The organism is Brucella sp. NBRC 14130, from assembly GCF_040371715.1.
Lineage (GTDB): Bacteria > Pseudomonadota > Alphaproteobacteria > Rhizobiales > Rhizobiaceae > Brucella > Brucella intermedia.
The window spans coordinates 117,183-135,644 of sequence record NZ_BAABTE010000003.1 but is presented as its reverse complement, the minus strand read 5'-3'; the positions used below and the strand labels follow the sequence as shown (position 1 = coordinate 135,644).

Sequence of the window (18,462 nt, the reverse complement as noted above, 5' to 3'; positions counted from 1 at the left end):
AACCAGCCAGCGAGGAACGGGATGAACATCGGGCAGGCAGCTGCAGCATCTGGCATATCGGCGAAGATGATCCGCCATTATGAAACAATCGGGCTCATCGAAGCCGCCGAGAGGGCCGGTTCGGGTTACCGCGTCTATACGCAGAAAGATGTCGAAACCCTGCGCTTCATCCGCCGCAGCCGCGATCTCGGTTTTCAGGTTGAGCAGATCAAGGAACTGCTGGCGCTCTGGCGTGACCGCAACCGCGCATCGGCTGACGTGAAGAAGGTGGCGCTCGGCCATGTCGAGGAGCTGGAAGCCAAGATGCGCCAGTTGCAGGAGATGGCCGATACGCTGCGCTACCTCGCCAAGAACTGCCACGGCGACAACCGTCCCGATTGCCCGATCATCCACCAGCTTGCCGAAAACAGTGCCGAGAGCCGCAAACGTCCGGCCCCGCGCAAGGGCGAATTGCTACACGGCAAGATCTGAGACCATCAAATGAAAACGCCGGGATTGCTCCCGGCGTTTTTCTTTCATATCGCTGCCTCAGCTCTTCGGCAGCGTATAGGCGATTACATAATCGCCCGGTTTGGTTCCGACCGAACCATGCCCGCCCGCCACCATCAGGACGAACTGCTGGTCGCCGACCGTATAGGTCATCGGGGTCGACTGGCCGCCAGCCGGAAGCCGGGCCTCCCAGAGCTGCTTGCCGGAAGTCAGGTCATAGGCGCGCAGATAGTCGTCCACCGCCGCGCCCAGGAAGACGACGCCGCCAGCGGTGATCATCGGACCGCCGATACCCGGAACGCCCACCTTCAACGGAAGCGGAACCGGCGACATGTCGCGGATCGTCCCGTTGCGATGCTTGTAGGCAATCTTGCCGGTGCGCAGGTCCACCCCGGCCACATAGCCCCATGGCGGCGTCTGGCAGGGAATGCCGAGCGGACCGAGGAACGGCCCCATGAACACGCCATAGGGCGCGCCATCATTGCGGTTCAGGCCCTGCTCGCTTCCCTTTTCATCCTGTCCTTTCGGCGGGATGTCCGCGCGTGGAACCAGACGCGAGGTGAAGGCGAGATAGGTCGGCATGCCGAACATCACCTGCCGGACCGGATCGACCGCCACGCTACCCCAGTTGAACACACCGAAATTGCCGGGATAGACAATCGTTCCCCGCAATGAAGGCGGCGTGTAGCGGCCTTCGTAAAACAGCTGGTGGAACTTGATGCGGCAGGCGAGCTGATCGAACATCGTCACGCCCCACATGTCGCTTTCGCGCAAGGGCGGCGGGCTGAAAGTCAGATCGGAGATCGGCTGCGTGGGAGCCGTATGGTCTTCCGGTATAGCGCCTGTCGGCGCCGGGATTTCCCTGACCGGAATGATCGGTTCGCCGGTGCGCCGATCAAGGACGTAGAGATCGCCCTGCTTGGTCGGGCCGACCAGCGCCGGGACACCGTTGATATCCAGCAGGACCGGCTGGGCCGGAACGTCCATGTCCCACAGATCATGGTGGACCGTCTGGCGCACCCAGCGAACCTGTCCGGTGTTCACGTCGAGCGCAACGATGGACGAGGAATATTTCTCCACATTCTCGCTGCGGTCCATGCCAAGCTGGTCCGGCACCTTGTTGCCGAGCGGCACAAAGACCAGTCCGAGCTTTTCATCCACACTCGAAACGGACCAGCTGTTCGGAGAGTTCGTCGTATAGTGCTCGCCTTCGGGGAGCGGCGTGGTCACATCCGGATTGCCGGAATCCCAGTTCCACAACAGTTGCCCGGTGCGGATATCGAAGGCGCGAATGACGCCCGACTGTTCCTGCGTCGAGTAATTGTCATTGACGGCACCGCCGACGATGATCTTGTCCCCGACAACGACCGGGGGCGAGGTGGAGTAATAATAGCCTGCCGGATTATATTTCATGCCATGGCTGAGATCGAGCGTCCCGCCATTGGCGAAATCCGTGCAGATTTCCCCGGTTGCCGTATCCAGCGCAATCAACCTCGCGTCGGACGTCGGCAGATAGACGCGCTCGGCGCATTTCGCGCCTGCCGTTGCCGTTGCATCCTTCCAGTAGCTGACGCCGCGGCAGGTCTGGTGCTGGCGGTCCGTATTGAAGCCGACCTTCGGGTCGAACTTCCACTTTTCCTTGCCGGTCGCCGCATCCAGCGCAATCGCCCAGTTATGCGGGGTGCACAGATAGAGCGAATCGCCAATCTTGAGCGGCGTGACCTGATAGGTCGTTTCGCCCACATCCTGCGGCTGCTTCACGTCGCCGGTCTGGTACTGCCAGGCAACCTGGAGTTTGGCGACGTTCTCCGGGGTTACCTGCGTCAGCGGCGAATAGCGCTGGCCGTAAGGCGTTCGACCGTATTGATGCCATTCGCCATCGGGTACGTTGCCGCCGAGATCGGGCGTTGCAGCCACTTTTTCGGTCGGCAGGTCGCCTGCGATATTGTAGGTATCCTGCGTAATCGCATAACCGGCAACCAGGATTGCGATCACCGATGCCACGGCCAGCGGCAGGCCGCTGTCGCCTGCACCCTTGTTCAAGGGCCTCCTGATCCATGGCGTCAGCAGCCAGAATCCAAGCAGCACGATGACGCCGCCGCGTGCGCCGAGCTGCCACCAGTCGAAGCCGACTTCATAAACGGCCCAGCCAAGCGATCCGAGAATGACGAGAGCGTAAACCCATAGTGCGGCGCCGCTGCGCCGCGAAAGCAGAACGGCGGTCAGCAGAAAGCCGATCGCCGAAAGTATGTAATACCAGCTGCCGCCCAGCAGGGCGAGCCAGATGCCGCCTGCTCCGAGCGAAAACCCGATCAAAAGAAGTACGAGAGAAGTTAACCAGATAAGCAAGATATTACCCCCTTCCAGTACAACCGGCGTTCCGTCGCCGATGCGGGAAAACCGTGCGGACCAACCGCTCACCAATTTCGAGGCATTCCTGATATGGCCAGATATGGTTGCAAGTCTCGCAGCATTCGGTCTGCCGGACAACTCCCTACGGCGTGCCTATCCACATAGGCGAACATGGAAAAAATCCAGAGCGGCAAATGTATCTTTCCTTGGTGCGATCAGGAGGCCCGATCATGAGGCCAATCAGGGGAAATGAGCGCCGTCCGTGATTATGGCAAAGTGGCGGCAAAGGGGGTTTGCGCACTCAAAAGGCGCAAAACTGCACATAAACGTGCATTTTTTCGCCCATCAATTGTGGCGAAGGAATGGCAAAACTATGCAACCTGTGTCTTTTACGCGGCTTTTTCGAGATATCAGGCGGAGCCGCGCATGATGAGATGGCTGTCCAGGCGACGGATTTCCTTCTCGACTGCCGCCCCGCTTTCCTGCGCATTGATCCGCGAGAAAAGCATGTCGAGACCCAGTTGCGCGATTTGCCGGTAGTCCTGCGCGACCGTCGTCAGCGGCGGACAGGTGAAGCGGCTGAGAGGATGATCGTCGTGACCGGCGACCCGAAGATCGCAGCCTTCTTCGCGCCCGACATGCCGCCGCCGTTCGAATGCTGCGGAAATGACGCCGAAGGCCAGGCGGTCATTGGCGCATAGAACGGTTCGCGTCGGAAACCCGCCGCGATCCAGAATCCGGCCTGCTTCCTGATAGCCCAGTTCCTCGAAATTCCAGTTCTTGGCCGTGATGGGAAGCACGATCGGCTCAACGCCCAGCCTCTCCATGGTTTCGATATAGGCCGACCGCCGTTCCAGCGCGTTCTGGTTTACCGCCGGCATTTCGAGGAAGCAGGGATGTTCGCCCGTTCGATAGAGATATTCGGTAATGTTGCCGATGCTCTGGCGATTATCGGTGCCGACAAAGGGCTGATCGTCGCCGATACGGCTGTCGAGGAAAACCGCGGGCGTCGAATCCGACAGGCTGGAAAGCAGCTTCGCATCCGTCTCGAAACCGAGCGGAGCCATCAGAACGCCCGCGATCTTGAGAGACATGAGCGTGCGCATCGCCCGCGCCTCGAGTTTCCTCTCGCCATGCGACGACAGAACGATCGGCCAGTAGCCTTCCGCCAGGCAGCGCATTTCGATCTGGCGGATGATTTCCGCATAGAATGGATCGGAAATATGGGGGACGATGACGCCGATGTTCTTCGGCTTCTTGCGGTTGAGGCTGACCGCGAAGATGTTGGGCTGATAGTTGTAATCCTTCAGCGCCTTTTCGATACGAAGGCGCGTCGAGGGCTTTACGCTTTCTGGATTGTCGAAATATTTCGAGACCGTGGGACGGGACAATCCGCTTGCGGCTGCGAACTCTTCCATCGTCCTGATCTTCTGTTCGGTCATGCCCTGCTTTTCCCCTCGGGGTATCATAGCGATTTTACGGCGCCATCCAATTTGTTTCCATGCGTAAATTTTTTTCCGTTGAGACGCAACAAATTTCGGCGGGCTGTCCTTCGGCGATCCACGCTTTCCTTTTCCTGCGGCGGCGCATCCGCGCACATCATGCTCAAATTCAATCGTTATAATTTTTACACGTGAAAAATTTTATATTGACACGTTGAACAAGCTCTATCATGTCTAGGGAAGCTCTTCATGAGCTGGAGGCCCTGCCCTTCGGGAGGTTTGAAGTTGGCGACGACTGATGAACCTGCAGGAAAAACCCTTGTTCATGTCCCTATAGAAGGACGCTCCGGCGAGCGCCGGTCATTCGGAGGAAATCATGTTTCGCAAATCGCTCAGCCGTATTCTCTTTTCCGGCGTAGCCCTGGCCATGATGGCAGGCGCTGCATCTGCCGAAGGCATCGGCGCATCGCTTCTCACCCAGCAGCATCCGTTCTACATCTCGCTCGCAGACGCGATGAAGAAGGAAGCGCAGGCAGAGAATGTGCCGCTGGAAATCGCCATCGCCAATCAGGACCTGAGCAAGCAGCTCGCCGATGTGGAAGATTTCATCACCAAGGGCGTCGACGTCATCGTCATCTCGCCGGTTGACAGCAAGGGCGTTCGCTCGGCCATCAACAAGGCCCAGAAGGCAGGCATCAAGGTCATTACCGTTGATGTTCCGGCCAATAATGTCGACGTGACCTCCTTCGTCGGCACGGACAATTTCGCGGGCGGCGAAAAGGCCGCCGAACTGATGGCGAAGTCCATCGGTGAAAAGGGCAATGTCGCCGTTATCGATTACCCGACGGTCCAGTCGGTCGTCGATCGCATCGAAGGCTTCAAGAAGGGCATTGCCAAATATCCGGACATCAAGATCGTTGCGATCCAGCCGGGCATCACCCGTCCGGAAGCCCTTTCGGCTGCACAGAACATCCTGCAGGCCAACCCGGATATCGTCGGCATCTTCGGCTTCGGCGACGACGCCGCACTGGCCGCTGCCTCGGCGGTGAAGTCGGCCAAGCTTGAAAGCCAGGTCAAGGTCATCGGCTTCGACGGCATGGAAGAAGCCCGCAACGCCGTGAAGAACGACCCGGTCATGGTTGGCGTCATTGCCCAGTATCCCGACCAGATGGGCAAGGTTGCGGTTGAAACCGCTGCCAAGGTCATCAAGGGTGAGGAAGTTCCGGCCAAGCAGCCGATCGTTCCGGGTGTCGTCACCAAGGACGGCGAAACCAAGTAACACCGCGTGAAACAGCGACGCTCCTCCCAGTCGCTGTTTCCATTCTGCGTGCGGCGGCCCGGCGAACACCACGCGCCTGCCGCCGCCGCATCCCTTTTGATCGCGGATTTCGTTCGAGCGAAGTCCCGCCGATAGACTGACAACGGAGAATGGAGGCCCCAAGAGTGACAGATACTGTGACAGCCGCCAAATCCGAACGAAAAGCCGTTTCGGACACCGTTCTCGAGATTCGCGATGTGGCAAAATCCTTCGGCCCGGTGGTCGCGCTGAAGCGCATGAACCTGACCGTGCGTCGCGGCCGCGTCCATACGTTGCTCGGTGAGAACGGCGCCGGCAAATCCACGCTGATGAAGATCCTCGCCGGCGTGTTCAAGCCGACTTCGGGAACGATACAGCTCAAAGGCGCATCCTATGCGCCGAAAGACCCGCGCGATGCCCGCGCCAACGGCATTGCCATCGTCTTTCAGGAACTGAGCCTGTCGCGCAATCTCAGCGTTGCCGAAAACATCTTCGCCAATCACGAGCCAAGCCGCTTCGGCTTCATCCGGGAGCGCGAGCTGAACGCCGCCGCCGAAAAGCTGATCGAAGAGCTTGGCCTGCCGGTCGATGCGCGCGCGAAGGTCGGCGACCTGTCGATTGCCCAGCGCCAGCTCGTTGAAATCGCCAAGGGCCTCAGCCAGCCCGCAGACGTCGTCATTCTGGACGAGCCGACCTCGTCGCTTTCCGACAGCGAAGCGGAAATCCTGTTCTCGATCATCGAGCGCCTGAAAGCACGCGGCACCGCCGTCATCTACATCTCGCACCGCATGGAAGAAATCATGCGGCTTTCCGACGATATTACGGTCGTGCGCGACGGCGAATATGTCACGACCACCGAAAAGAGCGAGACCACCATCGAGCGGCTGATCGCCCTGATGGTCGGCCGTGAGATGAACGACATCTATCCGCCACGCGTCGCGCCAAGACCATCGGCAAGCGTGGCGCCTATCCTAGAAACGAAGAACCTTTCGGTCGCGGGCAAGTTTCACGATGTTTCCATCGGTGTGAAGCCCGGTGAAGTTCTGGGCCTTTTCGGACTGGTCGGCTCCGGCCGTTCGGACGTCATGAAGGCGCTGTTCGGGATGCTGCGGCCAACGGGTGAAATCCGCCTCGACGGAAAGCCTGTCGCCCTCTCCTCGCCGTCCGATGCCATTCGCCACGGCATTGCTTTCGTGACCGAAAACCGCAAGGAAGAAGGCCTCGTTCTTCCGCACAGCGTGGAACGCAACATCAACATGGTCGGGCTCGGCCAGCTGGCAGGCCCGTTCGGGCTCATGCGGTCCAGTGCGGAGCGTTCTGCCGCCAGGGCGGAAGTGCTGCGGCTTGCCATCAAGACAGCTTCGCTGGATACGGTTGCCGGATCGCTCAGCGGCGGCAACCAGCAGAAGATCGTGCTGGCAAAATGGCTCCAGACAAAACCGCGCATTCTCATTCTCGATGAGCCGACACGCGGCGTCGATGTGGGCGCGAAATTCGAAATCTACCGCATCATCCGTGAACTTGCCGCCAATGGCGCGGCGATCCTGATGGTTTCCTCCGAACTGCCGGAAGTGCTGGGCCTCAGCGACCGCGTGGCCGTCATGCACAACAAGCATGTCGCCGCCATCGTCGATGCCGATGGCCTTACGCCGGAAACCGTCATGAGCTACGCAGCAGGAATGCATCAATGAGCAATGCAGATATTCACAAGAAAGCCGTGGACGCCGAGGTCCGCCGTTCGCTTTTCAGCTCCCCGCTGGTGCGCCAATATGGCGGCATCATCATCTCGCTGGCCGTGCTCTGCGTGGTCTTCGCGGTGCTCAATCCGCGCTTTCTCGCCTTCAACAACTTCATGAACATCATGCAGCAGGTGGCGGTGATCGCCGTCGCCGCCTATGGCATGACCTATGTGATCCTGCTCGGTGAAATCGATCTTTCCATCGGTTCGATCATCGCCGTATCCGGCATGGTGGCGGCTCAGGCCTTCGCCATGGGCTTCGGCTTCGTGCCGACGGTCGTTTTCACCCTTGCGGCGGGCGCCATCATGGGCGGGCTGAACGGTGTGCTTTCGGCAAAGCTGATGCTGCCATCCTTCATCGTCACGGTCGCGACCATGGGCATCTATCGCGGCATGGTCAGCCTGCCAACCAATGGCGCGCCCGAAATCATCGACAATGATGCATGGCTTGCCATCGGTTCGGAAAGCTGGCTCGGCCTGCCGATCATCATCTGGATCGTCGGCGTCCTGTTCATCTTCAACTATATCCTCCTGTCGAAGACGGTCTTCGGTCGCCGCATCTATCTGTCGGGCGGCAACAAGGAAGCGGCGATCTATTCCGGTATCCGCGTCGACCGCATCAAGATCATCGTCTTCATGCTTTCCGGCGTCATGGCGGCGATCAGCGGCATCCTGCTTTCGTCGCGCCTGTCCTCGGCGCAGACCAATGCGGGCATGGGTTACGAACTCGACGCCATTGCCGCGGTCGTGCTTGGCGGCACCTCGCTTGCCGGCGGCGTCGGCACCATGGTCGGCACCATTCTTGGCGCGCTCATCATCGGCGTCATCAACAATGGCATGAACATGCTGTCCGTACCCTATTTCTATCAGCTCATCGTCAAGGGCGTGGTCATTCTGGTCGCCGTCTGGCTCGACGTGCGCTCGAAATCCATGCGCACGTAATCGCGGTGCCCCATATGAAGAAGATCATCACCATCGGCGAGATCGTCGTCGAAATCATGGCCGTGGAAACCGGTAACGGTTTCAAGTCCGCCATCCCATTGATCGGCCCGTTCGCTTCCGGCGCGCCCGCGATCTTCATCGATCAGGCCGCCCGGATGGGCCAGCCATGCGGCATGGTCAGCGCGGTCGGCAATGACGATTTCGGCGCGCTCAATGTCGAGCGCCTGCAAAGAGACGGCGTGGATGTTTCGGCCATAGGCGTGCATCCGACAGCGGCGACCGGCAGCGCCTTCGTGCGCTATCGCCCGGACGGCAATCGCGATTTCATCTTCAATATCAAGCACAGCGCATGCAGCGCCATCGGCCTGACACCGGAAGCCGAAAGGCTGATCGAGACCGCCGATCACCTGCATATCATGGGTTCGGCGCTCTTCTCCGAAGGCATTGTTTCGGCGATCCACGAGGCGACGATCCGCATCAAGGCGAAGGGCGGCACCGTGTCCTTCGACCCGAATATCCGCAAGGAAATGCTGGAATTGCCCGGCATGCGTCAGGCATTGGCCCATGCGCTGGAGAATACCGACCTGTTCATGCCGAGCGGCCCGGAAATCTTCCTCTTCACCAGGGCGACCGAAGAAAAGGCCGCCGTGGAAGAATTGCTGGCGCGCGGCATCAAGGCCGTCGTCATCAAGCGCGGCGCGGAAGGCGCCAGCTATTTCGACCAGTCCGGCGAAGTTTTCGCGCCCGCTTTCAAGGTCGATGAAATCGACCCGACCGGCGCGGGCGACAGTTTTGGCGCGGCATTCGTCACCTGCTGGCTGCGCGACATGGCACCGAAGGACGCTCTCGTCATCGCCAATGCCACCGGCGCGCGCGCCGTTGGCGTCAAGGGGCCGATGGAGGGCACCTCGACCATGGCCGAAATCGATGCCTTCCTTCAGAAATACGGAGTTCCAGCATGAGCAGCACGAAAGTTCTGAGCGCACTTCCCGCACGTTACGCCAGCGGGGTTCGTGGCGGCATCACGTCGATCTGCTCTGCGCATCCTCTGGTGATCGAAGCTGCCCTCCTTGAAGGCGTTGCAACCGACACGGATGTGCTGATCGAGGCCACCTGCAATCAGGTCAATCAGGATGGCGGCTATACCGGCATGACGCCTGCCGACTTCCGCCGTTTTGTGGAAGAAATCGCCGCCCGCGTCGGCTTCGACACCAGGCGGCTTATTCTGGGTGGCGACCATCTTGGTCCCAACCCGTGGAAGCACCTGCCCGCCGAGGAAGCCCTTGCGAAGTCGGACGTCATGATCGACGCTTTCGTGCGCGCGGGCTTCACCAAGATCCATCTCGACACGTCGATGGGCTGCGCTGGCGAGCCGGTCGCCCTGCCCGATGCCGTGACCGCCGAGCGCGCGGCGCGGCTTGCAAAAGTTTCGGAAACTGCCGCCCGTGAAGCCGGCTACGATCTGCCGGTCTACATCATCGGCACCGAAGTGCCGATCCCCGGCGGCGCGATGGAAGAAATCGAAGAGCTGGAACTGACCAGGCCGGACGCGGCGGTCGAAACCGTCGCCATTCACCGCAAGGCTTTCGCAGCGCTCGGACTGGACGATGCCTTTGCCCGCGCCATCGGCGTCGTGGTGCAGCCGGGCGTCGAGTTCGGCAACGAGAATGTCGTGTTCTACGACAGCGAGAAGGCGACGGCGCTGAGCGGCGTTCTCGGCGAAATGCCGCAATTCGTGTTCGAAGCCCATTCGACCGACTATCAGCCGGTGGAAGCGCTTTCCGATCTGGTTCATGATGGTTTTGCCATTTTGAAAGTCGGTCCCGGCCTGACTTTCGCGCTGCGCGAGGCGCTCTATGGCCTCGACCAGATTGCGGCCTTCCTTGACAAGCTGCCGGAAGAGGAAACCCTGCGCGGCAAGATGGAAACGCTGCTTCTGGCCGAGCCGAAGAACTGGGAAAAATACTACCACGGGGACGCGGAAGAACTGCGCCTGCAACGCCATTTTTCCTATAGCGACCGCATTCGCTATTACTGGCCGCATCCGGTGGCGACGGCTGCCGTGGATGCACTTTTGAAGCGTCTGGAAGGCCGCAAGATACCGGAAACGCTGATCAGCCAGTATCTCGGCACGCTCTATCCGGCAGTCGCGGCAGGAGCGGTCGCAGCAACGCCGCATGCACTGATGGTCGAAGCCGTCCGCAATGTCGTGCGGACTTACGGCAAGGCTGTAGGCACCCACTAAAACAAAGGCGCGGTCAAAGCTTCCAGCCACTTAGCTAAATGCGGAATCGGGTCAGCGGTAGTCCTTAAACTGCGGATTGTCAGGGTTGTTGCTTATGAAGAACTTTTCTCCGGAAGGCGAAAAGGCAAACAAGCTCGCCCCTTCTATTATTCGTTCAAATCGCGGATAATAGTCTTCGGCGATTTTAGGGGACAAATCGGTGCACATGAAGCGATTTGAAGTCTACGCAAATGACGTTTTGGTCGGCACCAGCTCTCTTGAGAGCGGCGATCCGCCTATGGGCGTTGCCTTTGGCAGCCTGCTGACGACACCGTCCTTCCATACTGATCTGATCGATAGGGGCGTTCTGACCGTCAAGTTCGATGGCGTATCGATTCCGTCAAGCGGAGGCGTTGTTATCGAAGACTATTCCGAAGAAGCGAATGAAATCCTCGTCACCATCCTCGGAATAGATCATCAGCTTTATGAAGAATTGTTCCCGGAGCATGTAGCGGCATACCAAGCACAATTCTAGAGCGGTTCCTGTTTCAACAGAATCGCCGGAACCGCTCTAACTATTTGTTTTATCGCATTATCCTACGCAAAACCGCTTCGCACTTTTGCTGGAAATGCTCTGAAACAAAAAGGCGCGGTCAAAACCGCGCCTTTCTTGTTCACGCCTCTATCGGGCTTTTGAAGGCCTTGAGCCGCAAGGCGTTGCTCAGGACAAAAATGCTCGAGAAAGCCATGGCGCCCGCCGCCAGAACCGGTGACAACAGCGTGCCGGTGAAGGGATAGAGAACACCCGCCGCGACGGGAATCAGGGCAACGTTATAGGCGAAGGCCCAGAACAGGTTCTCGCCGATATTGCGGATCGTCGCCTTCGATATGGCGATGGCATTGACCACGCCGCGCAGATCGCCCGACATCAGCACCACGTCAGCACTTTCAATCGCGATATCCGTTCCGGTGCCAATGGCGATACCGACATCGGCAGCGGCGAGTGCGGGCGCGTCGTTGATGCCGTCACCGACAAAGGCGATCCGCTTGCCGCCCGCCGAAAGGCGCTTCAGCGCCTCGACCTTGCCGTCCGGCAGCACTTCCGCAACCACTTCATCAATGCCCAGACGTTTCGCGATGGCCTCAGCCGTGCGGCGATTGTCGCCGGTGATCATCGCGACCTTCAGTCCCTGCTCGTGAAGGGCGGCAATCGCCGCTGGCGTGGTTTCCTTCATCGGGTCGGCGACGGTGAGGATCGCCGCCAGCTTGCCGTCAATGGCCGCATAGAGCGGGGACTGTCCTTCATCGCCGAGGCGCTTCGCATCATCGGCAAAGGCAGCAACATCAGCCCCAAACTTCGCCATGTAACGGTCGGCACCGATGGCCACCTCATGGCCGGAGCCCTGCGCCTTCAAGCCGAAACCGGGGACCGCTTCAAAAGCCGATACGTCCGCAAGCTTCAACCCTTTCGCCTTCGCGGCTTCCACGATCGCGTCGGCAATCGGGTGTTCGGAGCGGGCTTCGACGGCTGCAACAAGCGCCAGAAGTTCGTCCCTGTCGAAGCCCTCGACCGTTGCGAAATGCGCGAGTGCGGGTTTACCTTGCGTCAGCGTGCCGGTCTTGTCGACGGCGATTACGGAAGCGTCGCGCAAGGTCTGCAATGCATCACCACGGCGGAACAGGACGCCGAACTCAGCCGCACGACCGGTGCCGACCATGATCGATGTCGGCGTGGCGAGGCCCATGGCGCACGGGCAGGCAATGATGAGAACCGCAATGGCGTTCACCAGCGCGTAACCCAGCATTCCCGTGCCGCCAATCGCCAGCCACAGCGCGAAGGTCAGGGCGGCGGCGACCATAACCGCGGGGACGAACCAGCCCGTCACCTTGTCGACCATGGCCTGAATGGGCAGCTTGTCGGCCTGCGCGTCCTCGACCATGCGGATGATCTGCGAAATCACCATGTCGCGGCCAACCTTGGTGGCGCGGAACGTGAAGGCGCCGGTCTTGTTGATCGTGCCGCCCACCACTTCCGCGCCCTTTTCCTTGGCGACAGGCACGGGCTCGCCGGTAATCATCGATTCATCGACATAGGACGAACCTTCGATCACTTCTCCGTCGACCGGCACTTTCTCGCCGGGACGAACCTGTACGACATCACCTGCGCGAACATCTTCGAGCGGCACATCGACCGTCTCGCCATCGCGCACGACACGCGCCGACTTCGCCTGCAAGCCGACCAGCCGGCTGATAGCCGCACTGGTGCGCCCCTTGGCGCGCGCTTCCAGAAAACGCCCGATCAGGATCAGCGTGACGATGACGGCGGCGGCTTCAAAATAGACGTTTACCGTGCCTTCAGGCAGCACCGCCGGGAAAAAGGTCGCGACGACGGAGAAGCCCCAGGCTGCGAGCGTACCCACTACCACGAGCGAATTCATGTCCGGCGTGCCGCGCAGGAGCGTCGGAATGCCCTTCCTGAAAAACCGCAAACCGGGGCCAAACAGGACCAGCGTCGTCAGCACGAGTTGCAGATACCAGCTGTTCTGCATGCCGATACGGTCCATGACGAACATATGAACCGCCGGGATGAGATGCGACCCCATTTCCAGCACGAAGACGGGCAATGTCAGGAGGGCGGCAAGGATGACGCTTTTCTTCAGCTCTGCCGCTTCCGCATCCCGCTTTTCGGACTGGGTTTCCTGCCTGTCGCTGCCCTGCCCGTCATCAAGCGACCGCGCCTCATAGCCGGCAGCTTCAACGGCCTTGATAAGCTCGTTGACCGACACCTGCCCGGCCAGATCGACATGGGCCCGCTCCGTTGCAAGGTTGACGCTGGCGCGGGTCACGCCCGGCACGCCGTTCAAAGCCTTTTCGACCTTGCTGACGCAGGACGCGCAGCTCATGCCCTCGATGGCCAGATCGATGCTGGCGGCGGGCACTTCATAACCCGCCTTGCGAATGGCGTCGATCACCGACGGCAAATCCGGTGCGCCCTTGAAAGTCACGTCGGCGCGTTCCGTTGCGAGATTGACGGAAACCTTGTCGACTCCAGGAACCTTGGCGACAGCTTTTTCCACGGACGACACGCATGAAGCGCAACTCATCCCTTCGACAGGGACAGGAAAGCTGATGGTTTCGTGATTTACAGGCTTGTTCATGGCAATCCCTTTCACCGCCCGGGAAGGGCATAATTCGAGAGTTGCTCCTTAAATAGTCCTTCCCACCGTTGGAAGGTCAAGCCCTTTTCGACACAAGTTCGATATGGATATTGCGTTTGTCGCGAATGCGGCTCCCCGCCCTTTCAGGAGATGTTTCTAGATCGGCAAGGTATTATGCGCCGCGACCAGCCCCAGCCCGGCATTGCTGCGATTCTGGATAAAGGAATGCACATCGCCCGCAGGCATTGGCCGACCGGTGAGGAAACCCTGAACCTCGCCAAACCGTTCCGACTTCAAGCGTTCAAGCTGCTGCGCGGTTTCCACGCCTTCTGCCGTGGTGACAATGTTGAAACCGGCGCCAAGCGTCGCCACGGCCTGAATGATGGCGAGGTCACGCGTATCGACCTCGATGCCCGAAACGAAACTGCGGTCGATCTTGATCTTGTCGAACGGGAAGGAACGCAGATAGCTGAGCGACGAATAGCCGGTTCCGAAATCATCCATCGCAATACGGACACCCAGCCGCCGAAGCTCGAACAGCAGCTCGATATTGTTCTTGCTGTTCGAGAGGAAGACCGATTCCGTGATTTCAAGCTCGAGCCTGTCTGGCGAAAGCCGCGCTGCTTCAAGCGCATCGGTAACCGATTGCAGGAGCGTCGTCTGGCTGAACTGGACCGGCGAGAGATTGACGGAAACCTTGATGTCTTCCGGCCAGAGGACAGCTTCCCGGCAGGCCGCCCTCAAGACCCAGTCGCCAATCGGCCCGATCAGCCCGGTTTCTTCCGCCAGTGGAATGAACTCGGCCGGAGAAACCATGCCGCGCTCGGGATGACGCCAGCGGATCAGTGCCTCGAAGCCGGAAATCCTGCCGCTTTCAAGGTTGAAGATCGGCTGGTAGTGAAGTTCGAACTGTTCGTCCAGCAGTGCCTGCCGAAGCTCGCCAGTCATGACGTGACGCTTCTCGGCCGCCAGGCGCAGGGAATGCTGATAGAAACGGAATGTGCGGCGTCCACCGGATTTTGACGCGTAAAGTGCCAGATCGGCGTTACGCATCAACGCATCGGGATTATCGCCATGCAGCGGCGCCTGGGAAATGCCCATGCTGCACGTTACAAATTCCGAATTGCCGACCAGTTTGAACGAGTCCTGAAAAGCCGAAAGCACACGGTCGGCAAACATCGCGATCTGCCCCAGCGTGCCGCTGCGATAGACGATTGCAAACTCATCGCCGCCCAGCCGCGCGATGAATTCGTCCGGGGTCGTAATCTGTTTCAGCCGACGCGCGACTTCCTGCAGAAGCTGGTCGCCCGCCTGATGGCCGATACTGTCGTTGATGTTTTTGAAATGATCGATGTCGAGATAGAACAACGCGAAAGGCTCGGAATCGCCGCCCTTCTTCAGCAGGCTCTCGACGTGATGGGCGAAATAGGCGCGGTTCGGCAGGCCGGTCAGGCTGTCGTGCATGGCGATATGCGCCATGCGCTCCTCGATTTCGCGCCGCTCGGTCACATCCTCGAGAAGGCCGATCAAATAGCGGGGCTCATCGCCTTCGACAGGCGGAATGGAGCATCTTATGATCCGCATCGTGCGCGAGGTTCCATCCTTGCGCTCCACCTTGCGTTCGACGCTCAGCACGTCCCGGCGCCGCATCGCCATGCGGTCCTGCTCGAGAATTACGGCTGCCTCGCGCTTTGGGAAAAGATCAAGGTCGGTAGCGCCGATGGCTTCTTCTATCGGTTGTCCGCTCGCCACGGATGCCGCCTGATTGAAGAGCACGTAACGACCATTATCCTGCATGTCCTTGACGAACACACCAAGCGGCAAGTTGTTGACGAGGCTGTCCAGCAAGGTCTGCGCGTGACTTGCCTGACGATTGGCCTCCGTCACTTCCGTCCTGTCCTGAACGATGGCGAGAATGGCTTCCTTGCCGTCGAACAGCACCTGGCGTCCGTAAGTCAGAACATCGATGGTTTCACCATTGGCGCGCAAATGCTGCCAGCGCTCCGGGCGCTCAAGGTCGCTGCGATCACGAATGGCGGCAAGCATCCGGTCCCGCTCGGTTTGCGGGCGAATATCGAGCACGGTCATGGCCGGGATTTCGTCGGCTGTATAACCATAAAGCCGGTATGCGGCGTCATTCATCACGATGAAACGCAGCGTTTCCGGGTCATAAACCCACATGGGTGTCGGATGCGTCGTAAAAAGGATGCGGAAGTCCTGTTCGGACGTGCGCGCCATCGTACCTTCCGCCGAAGCCGAAGCGCCCCCCCGCTTCCTCATCGCATTCCCCTCATCCTACTGATCCTACAGGATTATACGGCTCCACTCCACGAGCGGACCGTCTCGTTTGTTAGTACTATGAGCAACCCGATTCAGATGCACCCCGAGCATAGATTAAAGCCGAGAATTTTAATAAACCATATACAAATTGGGGGTCGATTTAAGGAATTTCTTTAAAATCAGACTTTTTCCATCGCTTGACCGTCTTCAACTTCCGGCCTATGCCTATAGGCGCAAAATTCGTTGGGGTGCCTTCGAAGCAATATCAGGAAAAGTGCCAAGCGGTTTTCCGTCCGGTATTGCGACACAAAAGGCTGAGAGGTGCGTTCTCGCGCCAACCCATTGAACCTGATCCGGGTAATACCTGCGTAGGGAACGGAGTTTGGCGCGTCGCGGACGGGGCAACACCCCAAATGGAGTCTCGGCTCCGGCCAGGTTCATGACGTCTCATCTTCCGTTCGGAATGAGAGACGACATGATGGACCAACAGAACAGTTTCTCCCGAACCAAATCAACGAGCGACCCGTCGCGATCCGTGCCGATATGCGTCACGATCGCCGGTTCCGACAGCAGCGGCGGCGCTGGCATTCAGGCCGACCTCAAGACATTTTCCGCGCTTGGTGTCTATGGCGCAAGCGTCATCGCCGCCGTGACCGTGCAGAACACCCGCACGGTCAGCGCCGTGCACGACATCCCGCCCGCCATCGTCGCCGGACAGATCGACGCCGTTTTCAGCGATCTCGACGTGGCGGCGGTGAAGATCGGCATGGTCTCCGTGCCCGAAACCATCGAGGCCATCGCGCGCGGCCTTGCCCATTTTTCCGGCCCCATCGTTCTCGATCCGGTCATGGTGGCAAAGTCGGGCGCCGCGCTCCTGAGTGAAAACGCCATCGCATTGCTGCGCGAGAGGCTGGTGCCGCTCGCCACCTTGCTGACACCCAACCGGCCCGAAGCGGCCTGCCTGCTCGACGCCGGTGTGGCGCGCGACGAGACCGAAGCTGAGGCGCAGGGGCGCGCGCTGCTGGAACTTGGCGCAAAGGCCGTCTTGATGAAGGGCGGACATGCGGAAGGCGAAACCTGCGTCGATCTGCTGGTTCGCCGCGACCAGCCGACGCTCCGTGTCGAAGCACTGCGTATCCTGACCGCCAATACCCATGGCACAGGCTGCACGCTCTCTTCGGCCATTGCCGCGGAATTGGCCCGGAACCTGCCGCTGGAAAAGGCGGTGCTGAGCGCGCATGCCTATCTGCAAGCCGCAATCCGCGCCGCCGACAGCCTGAAGATCGGACATGGCCACGGGCCGGTGCATCATTTCCATGGCCTCTGGAAAACCCGGACCGAGGAGATTGCCTGATGCGCGTCACCATTATCGGAGCGGGTGTGGCCGGTCTTGCCACCGCCGCCGAATTCACCGACCAGGGCCATGCCGTCACGGTGATTGCCCGCAGCCCGCAGATCGGCGCCGATTGCTGTTCGTGCCTTGCGGGCGGCATGCTGGCGCCATGGTGCGAGGGCGAAAGCGCCGAAGAACCCGTCGTACGGCTTGGGCAGGAAGCACTTGGCTGGTGGGAAAAGCACGTGTCCGGCGTCAAGCGTGAAGGCACGCTCGTCCTGTCGCACACGCGCGATGCCAGCGAATTGCGTCGCTTCGCCCGCCGGACGGAAGCCTTCGACACAATCGATCAAGCACGCATCGATGCGCTGGAACCCGATCTGGCCGGACGTTTCCGGCAGGGGCTTTTCTTCGCACGCGAGGGCCATCTCGACCCGCGCCGGACATTGATCGAGCTGGCCGGAAACCTGCAACGAAAAGGCGTCGTCTTCCATCTCGGTACGGAAGCGGACGCAGGGACAATCGACGCGGATATCGTGGTCGATGCCCGGGGCCTTGCCGCACGGGATGCGCTGCCCGACCTCCGCGGCGTCAAGGGGGAAATGCTGGTTGTCCGATCCCGCGACATCAATCTTTCGCGGCCCGTGCGGCTCCTGCACCCGCGCATTCCGCTTTACATCGTGCCGCGCGGCGACGGCGTGCACATGATCGGCGCGACCATGATCGAAAGCGGCGAGCGGTCCGGGATCAGCGTGCGCTCCACGCTGGAACTCCTGAGTGCCGCCTATGCCCTGCATCCGGCCTTCGGCGAGGCGGAAATTCTCGAAACCGGGGTCGATGCGCGCCCGGCCTTTCCCGACAACCTGCCCCGCGTCAGACGGCGCGGCAAAACCATCTATGTCAACGGGCTTTACCGCCACGGCTTCCTGCTCTCGCCGGCGATGGCGCGCATGGCGGTCGCCGCTGCGACCGCACCCGAAACCAGGCCCGAATTTGTGGAGGACTATGCATGACAATCGTGCTGAACGGTGAAGTCGTCACCACGACAGCCGCCAATCTGGCGGCGCTGCTCATCGAAATCGAACTGGATGAAGCGGTTGTCGCAACGGCGCTCAACGGCGAATTCGTGGCCAGCGACGAGCGCGAAGCCGCGATCCTGTCGGCTGGCGACCGCGTCGAAGTTCTGGCCCCGATGCAGGGAGGCTGA

At 60.1% G+C, this 18,462-nt stretch carries 14 protein-coding genes and 1 riboswitch; of the genes, 10 read left to right on the top strand and 4 right to left on the bottom strand.

What is annotated here, in order from left to right; genetic code table 11:
• Positions 1 to 21: 21 nt before the first annotated feature.
• Positions 22 to 471, top strand: a complete 450-nt coding sequence (gene cueR / locus ABWW28_RS06755) for a Cu(I)-responsive transcriptional regulator (protein ID WP_112670744.1) — start codon at positions 22 to 24, stop codon at positions 469 to 471.
• A gap of 57 nt (positions 472 to 528) precedes the next feature.
• On the opposite strand, the gene ABWW28_RS06750 is transcribed toward cueR, so the two are convergent.
• Entirely contained in the window at positions 529 to 2,838 is a 2,310-nt protein-coding gene (locus ABWW28_RS06750) for a glucose/quinate/shikimate family membrane-bound PQQ-dependent dehydrogenase (RefSeq protein ID WP_025089725.1), read from the bottom strand.
• Between the two features lie 413 nt (positions 2,839 to 3,251).
• Positions 3,252 to 4,283 (bottom strand): LacI family DNA-binding transcriptional regulator, encoded by a 1,032-nt coding sequence (locus ABWW28_RS06745; protein WP_006470810.1) that lies wholly within the window; start codon positions 4,281 to 4,283, stop codon positions 3,252 to 3,254.
• Between the two features lie 376 nt (positions 4,284 to 4,659).
• On the opposite strand from ABWW28_RS06745, the gene ABWW28_RS06740 reads away from it, so the two are divergent.
• The 6 genes from ABWW28_RS06740 (at position 4,660) to ABWW28_RS06715 (ending at position 11,019) form a co-directional block, all read left to right on the top strand.
• Positions 4,660 to 5,562 carry a substrate-binding domain-containing protein gene (locus ABWW28_RS06740; RefSeq protein ID WP_025089726.1) on the top strand — a complete coding sequence of 301 codons (903 nt, stop codon included), beginning with the start codon at positions 4,660 to 4,662 and terminating at the stop codon, positions 5,560 to 5,562.
• A gap of 149 nt (positions 5,563 to 5,711) precedes the next feature.
• The gene (locus ABWW28_RS06735; RefSeq protein WP_210275638.1) at positions 5,712 to 7,271 is read left to right on the top strand and encodes a sugar ABC transporter ATP-binding protein; all 1,560 of its coding nucleotides are present in this window, start codon (positions 5,712 to 5,714) and stop codon (positions 7,269 to 7,271) included.
• The gene (locus ABWW28_RS06730; RefSeq protein ID WP_162718916.1) at positions 7,268 to 8,260 is read left to right on the top strand and encodes an ABC transporter permease; all 993 of its coding nucleotides are present in this window, start codon (positions 7,268 to 7,270) and stop codon (positions 8,258 to 8,260) included. The genes ABWW28_RS06735 and ABWW28_RS06730 overlap by 4 nt, the downstream gene beginning before the upstream one ends.
• 14 nt (positions 8,261 to 8,274) lie before the next feature.
• Entirely contained in the window at positions 8,275 to 9,222 is a 948-nt protein-coding gene (locus tag ABWW28_RS06725; RefSeq protein WP_021586332.1) for a tagatose kinase, read from the top strand.
• A complete protein-coding gene (locus ABWW28_RS06720) occupies positions 9,219 to 10,505 on the top strand; it encodes a D-tagatose-bisphosphate aldolase, class II, non-catalytic subunit (RefSeq protein WP_113342028.1) in 1,287 nt (428 codons plus the stop codon). Before ABWW28_RS06725 ends, ABWW28_RS06720 begins: the two co-directional genes overlap by 4 nt.
• A 205-nt stretch (positions 10,506 to 10,710) precedes the next feature.
• Positions 10,711 to 11,019, top strand: coding sequence for a hypothetical protein (locus ABWW28_RS06715; protein ID WP_112702601.1), 309 nt, complete (start codon positions 10,711 to 10,713; stop codon positions 11,017 to 11,019).
• 139 nt (positions 11,020 to 11,158) lie between these two features.
• Here ABWW28_RS06715 and ABWW28_RS06710 read toward each other — a convergent pair whose 3' ends face one another.
• Together ABWW28_RS06710 and ABWW28_RS06705 are read right to left on the bottom strand one after the other, a co-directional pair.
• Positions 11,159 to 13,642: a heavy metal translocating P-type ATPase gene (locus tag ABWW28_RS06710; protein ID WP_353390592.1), complete on the bottom strand. Its 2,484-nt coding sequence runs from the start codon at positions 13,640 to 13,642 to the stop codon at positions 11,159 to 11,161.
• A gap of 156 nt (positions 13,643 to 13,798) precedes the next feature.
• Positions 13,799 to 15,922 carry a putative bifunctional diguanylate cyclase/phosphodiesterase gene (locus ABWW28_RS06705; protein ID WP_113342026.1) on the bottom strand — a complete coding sequence of 708 codons (2,124 nt, stop codon included), beginning with the start codon at positions 15,920 to 15,922 and terminating at the stop codon, positions 13,799 to 13,801.
• 234 nt (positions 15,923 to 16,156) lie between these two features.
• Positions 16,157 to 16,314: riboswitch (TPP riboswitch) on the top strand.
• Positions 16,315 to 16,400: 86 nt separating this feature from the next.
• On the opposite strand from ABWW28_RS06705, the gene thiD reads away from it, so the two are divergent.
• From thiD to thiS, 3 genes are read left to right on the top strand one after another with little or no spacing between them, the layout of a single operon-like run.
• The gene (thiD, locus tag ABWW28_RS06700; RefSeq protein ID WP_113342146.1) at positions 16,401 to 17,276 is read left to right on the top strand and encodes a bifunctional hydroxymethylpyrimidine kinase/phosphomethylpyrimidine kinase; all 876 of its coding nucleotides are present in this window, start codon (positions 16,401 to 16,403) and stop codon (positions 17,274 to 17,276) included.
• Entirely contained in the window at positions 17,276 to 18,268 is a 993-nt protein-coding gene (thiO, locus tag ABWW28_RS06695) for a glycine oxidase ThiO (RefSeq protein WP_113342025.1), read from the top strand. Before thiD ends, thiO begins: the two co-directional genes overlap by 1 nt.
• The gene (gene thiS, locus ABWW28_RS06690) at positions 18,265 to 18,462 is read left to right on the top strand and encodes a sulfur carrier protein ThiS (RefSeq protein ID WP_113342024.1); all 198 of its coding nucleotides are present in this window, start codon (positions 18,265 to 18,267) and stop codon (positions 18,460 to 18,462) included. Before thiO ends, thiS begins: the two co-directional genes overlap by 4 nt.

What these genes read in the sequence shown, in the direction of transcription:
- ABWW28_RS06730 (WP_162718916.1), top strand. Translation starts at nt 7,268, where the DNA reads ATGAGCAATGCAGATATTCACAAGAAAGCCGTGGACGCCGAGGTCCGC.
- thiD (WP_113342146.1), top strand. Translation starts at nt 16,401, where the DNA reads ATGGACCAACAGAACAGTTTCTCCCGAACCAAATCAACGAGCGACCCG.
- thiO (WP_113342025.1), top strand. Translation starts at nt 17,276, where the DNA reads ATGCGCGTCACCATTATCGGAGCGGGTGTGGCCGGTCTTGCCACCGCC.
- cueR (WP_112670744.1), top strand. Translation starts at nt 22, where the DNA reads ATGAACATCGGGCAGGCAGCTGCAGCATCTGGCATATCGGCGAAGATG.
- ABWW28_RS06745 (WP_006470810.1), bottom strand. Translation starts at nt 4,283, where the DNA reads ATGACCGAACAGAAGATCAGGACGATGGAAGAGTTCGCAGCCGCAAGC.
- ABWW28_RS06725 (WP_021586332.1), top strand. Translation starts at nt 8,275, where the DNA reads ATGAAGAAGATCATCACCATCGGCGAGATCGTCGTCGAAATCATGGCC.
- ABWW28_RS06710 (WP_353390592.1), bottom strand. Translation starts at nt 13,642, where the DNA reads ATGAACAAGCCTGTAAATCACGAAACCATCAGCTTTCCTGTCCCTGTC.
- ABWW28_RS06735 (WP_210275638.1), top strand. Translation starts at nt 5,712, where the DNA reads ATGGAGGCCCCAAGAGTGACAGATACTGTGACAGCCGCCAAATCCGAA.
- ABWW28_RS06715 (WP_112702601.1), top strand. Translation starts at nt 10,711, where the DNA reads ATGAAGCGATTTGAAGTCTACGCAAATGACGTTTTGGTCGGCACCAGC.
- ABWW28_RS06740 (WP_025089726.1), top strand. Translation starts at nt 4,660, where the DNA reads ATGTTTCGCAAATCGCTCAGCCGTATTCTCTTTTCCGGCGTAGCCCTG.
- ABWW28_RS06720 (WP_113342028.1), top strand. Translation starts at nt 9,219, where the DNA reads ATGAGCAGCACGAAAGTTCTGAGCGCACTTCCCGCACGTTACGCCAGC.
- ABWW28_RS06705 (WP_113342026.1), bottom strand. Translation starts at nt 15,922, where the DNA reads ATGAGGAAGCGGGGGGGCGCTTCGGCTTCGGCGGAAGGTACGATGGCG.
- thiS (WP_113342024.1), top strand. Translation starts at nt 18,265, where the DNA reads ATGACAATCGTGCTGAACGGTGAAGTCGTCACCACGACAGCCGCCAAT.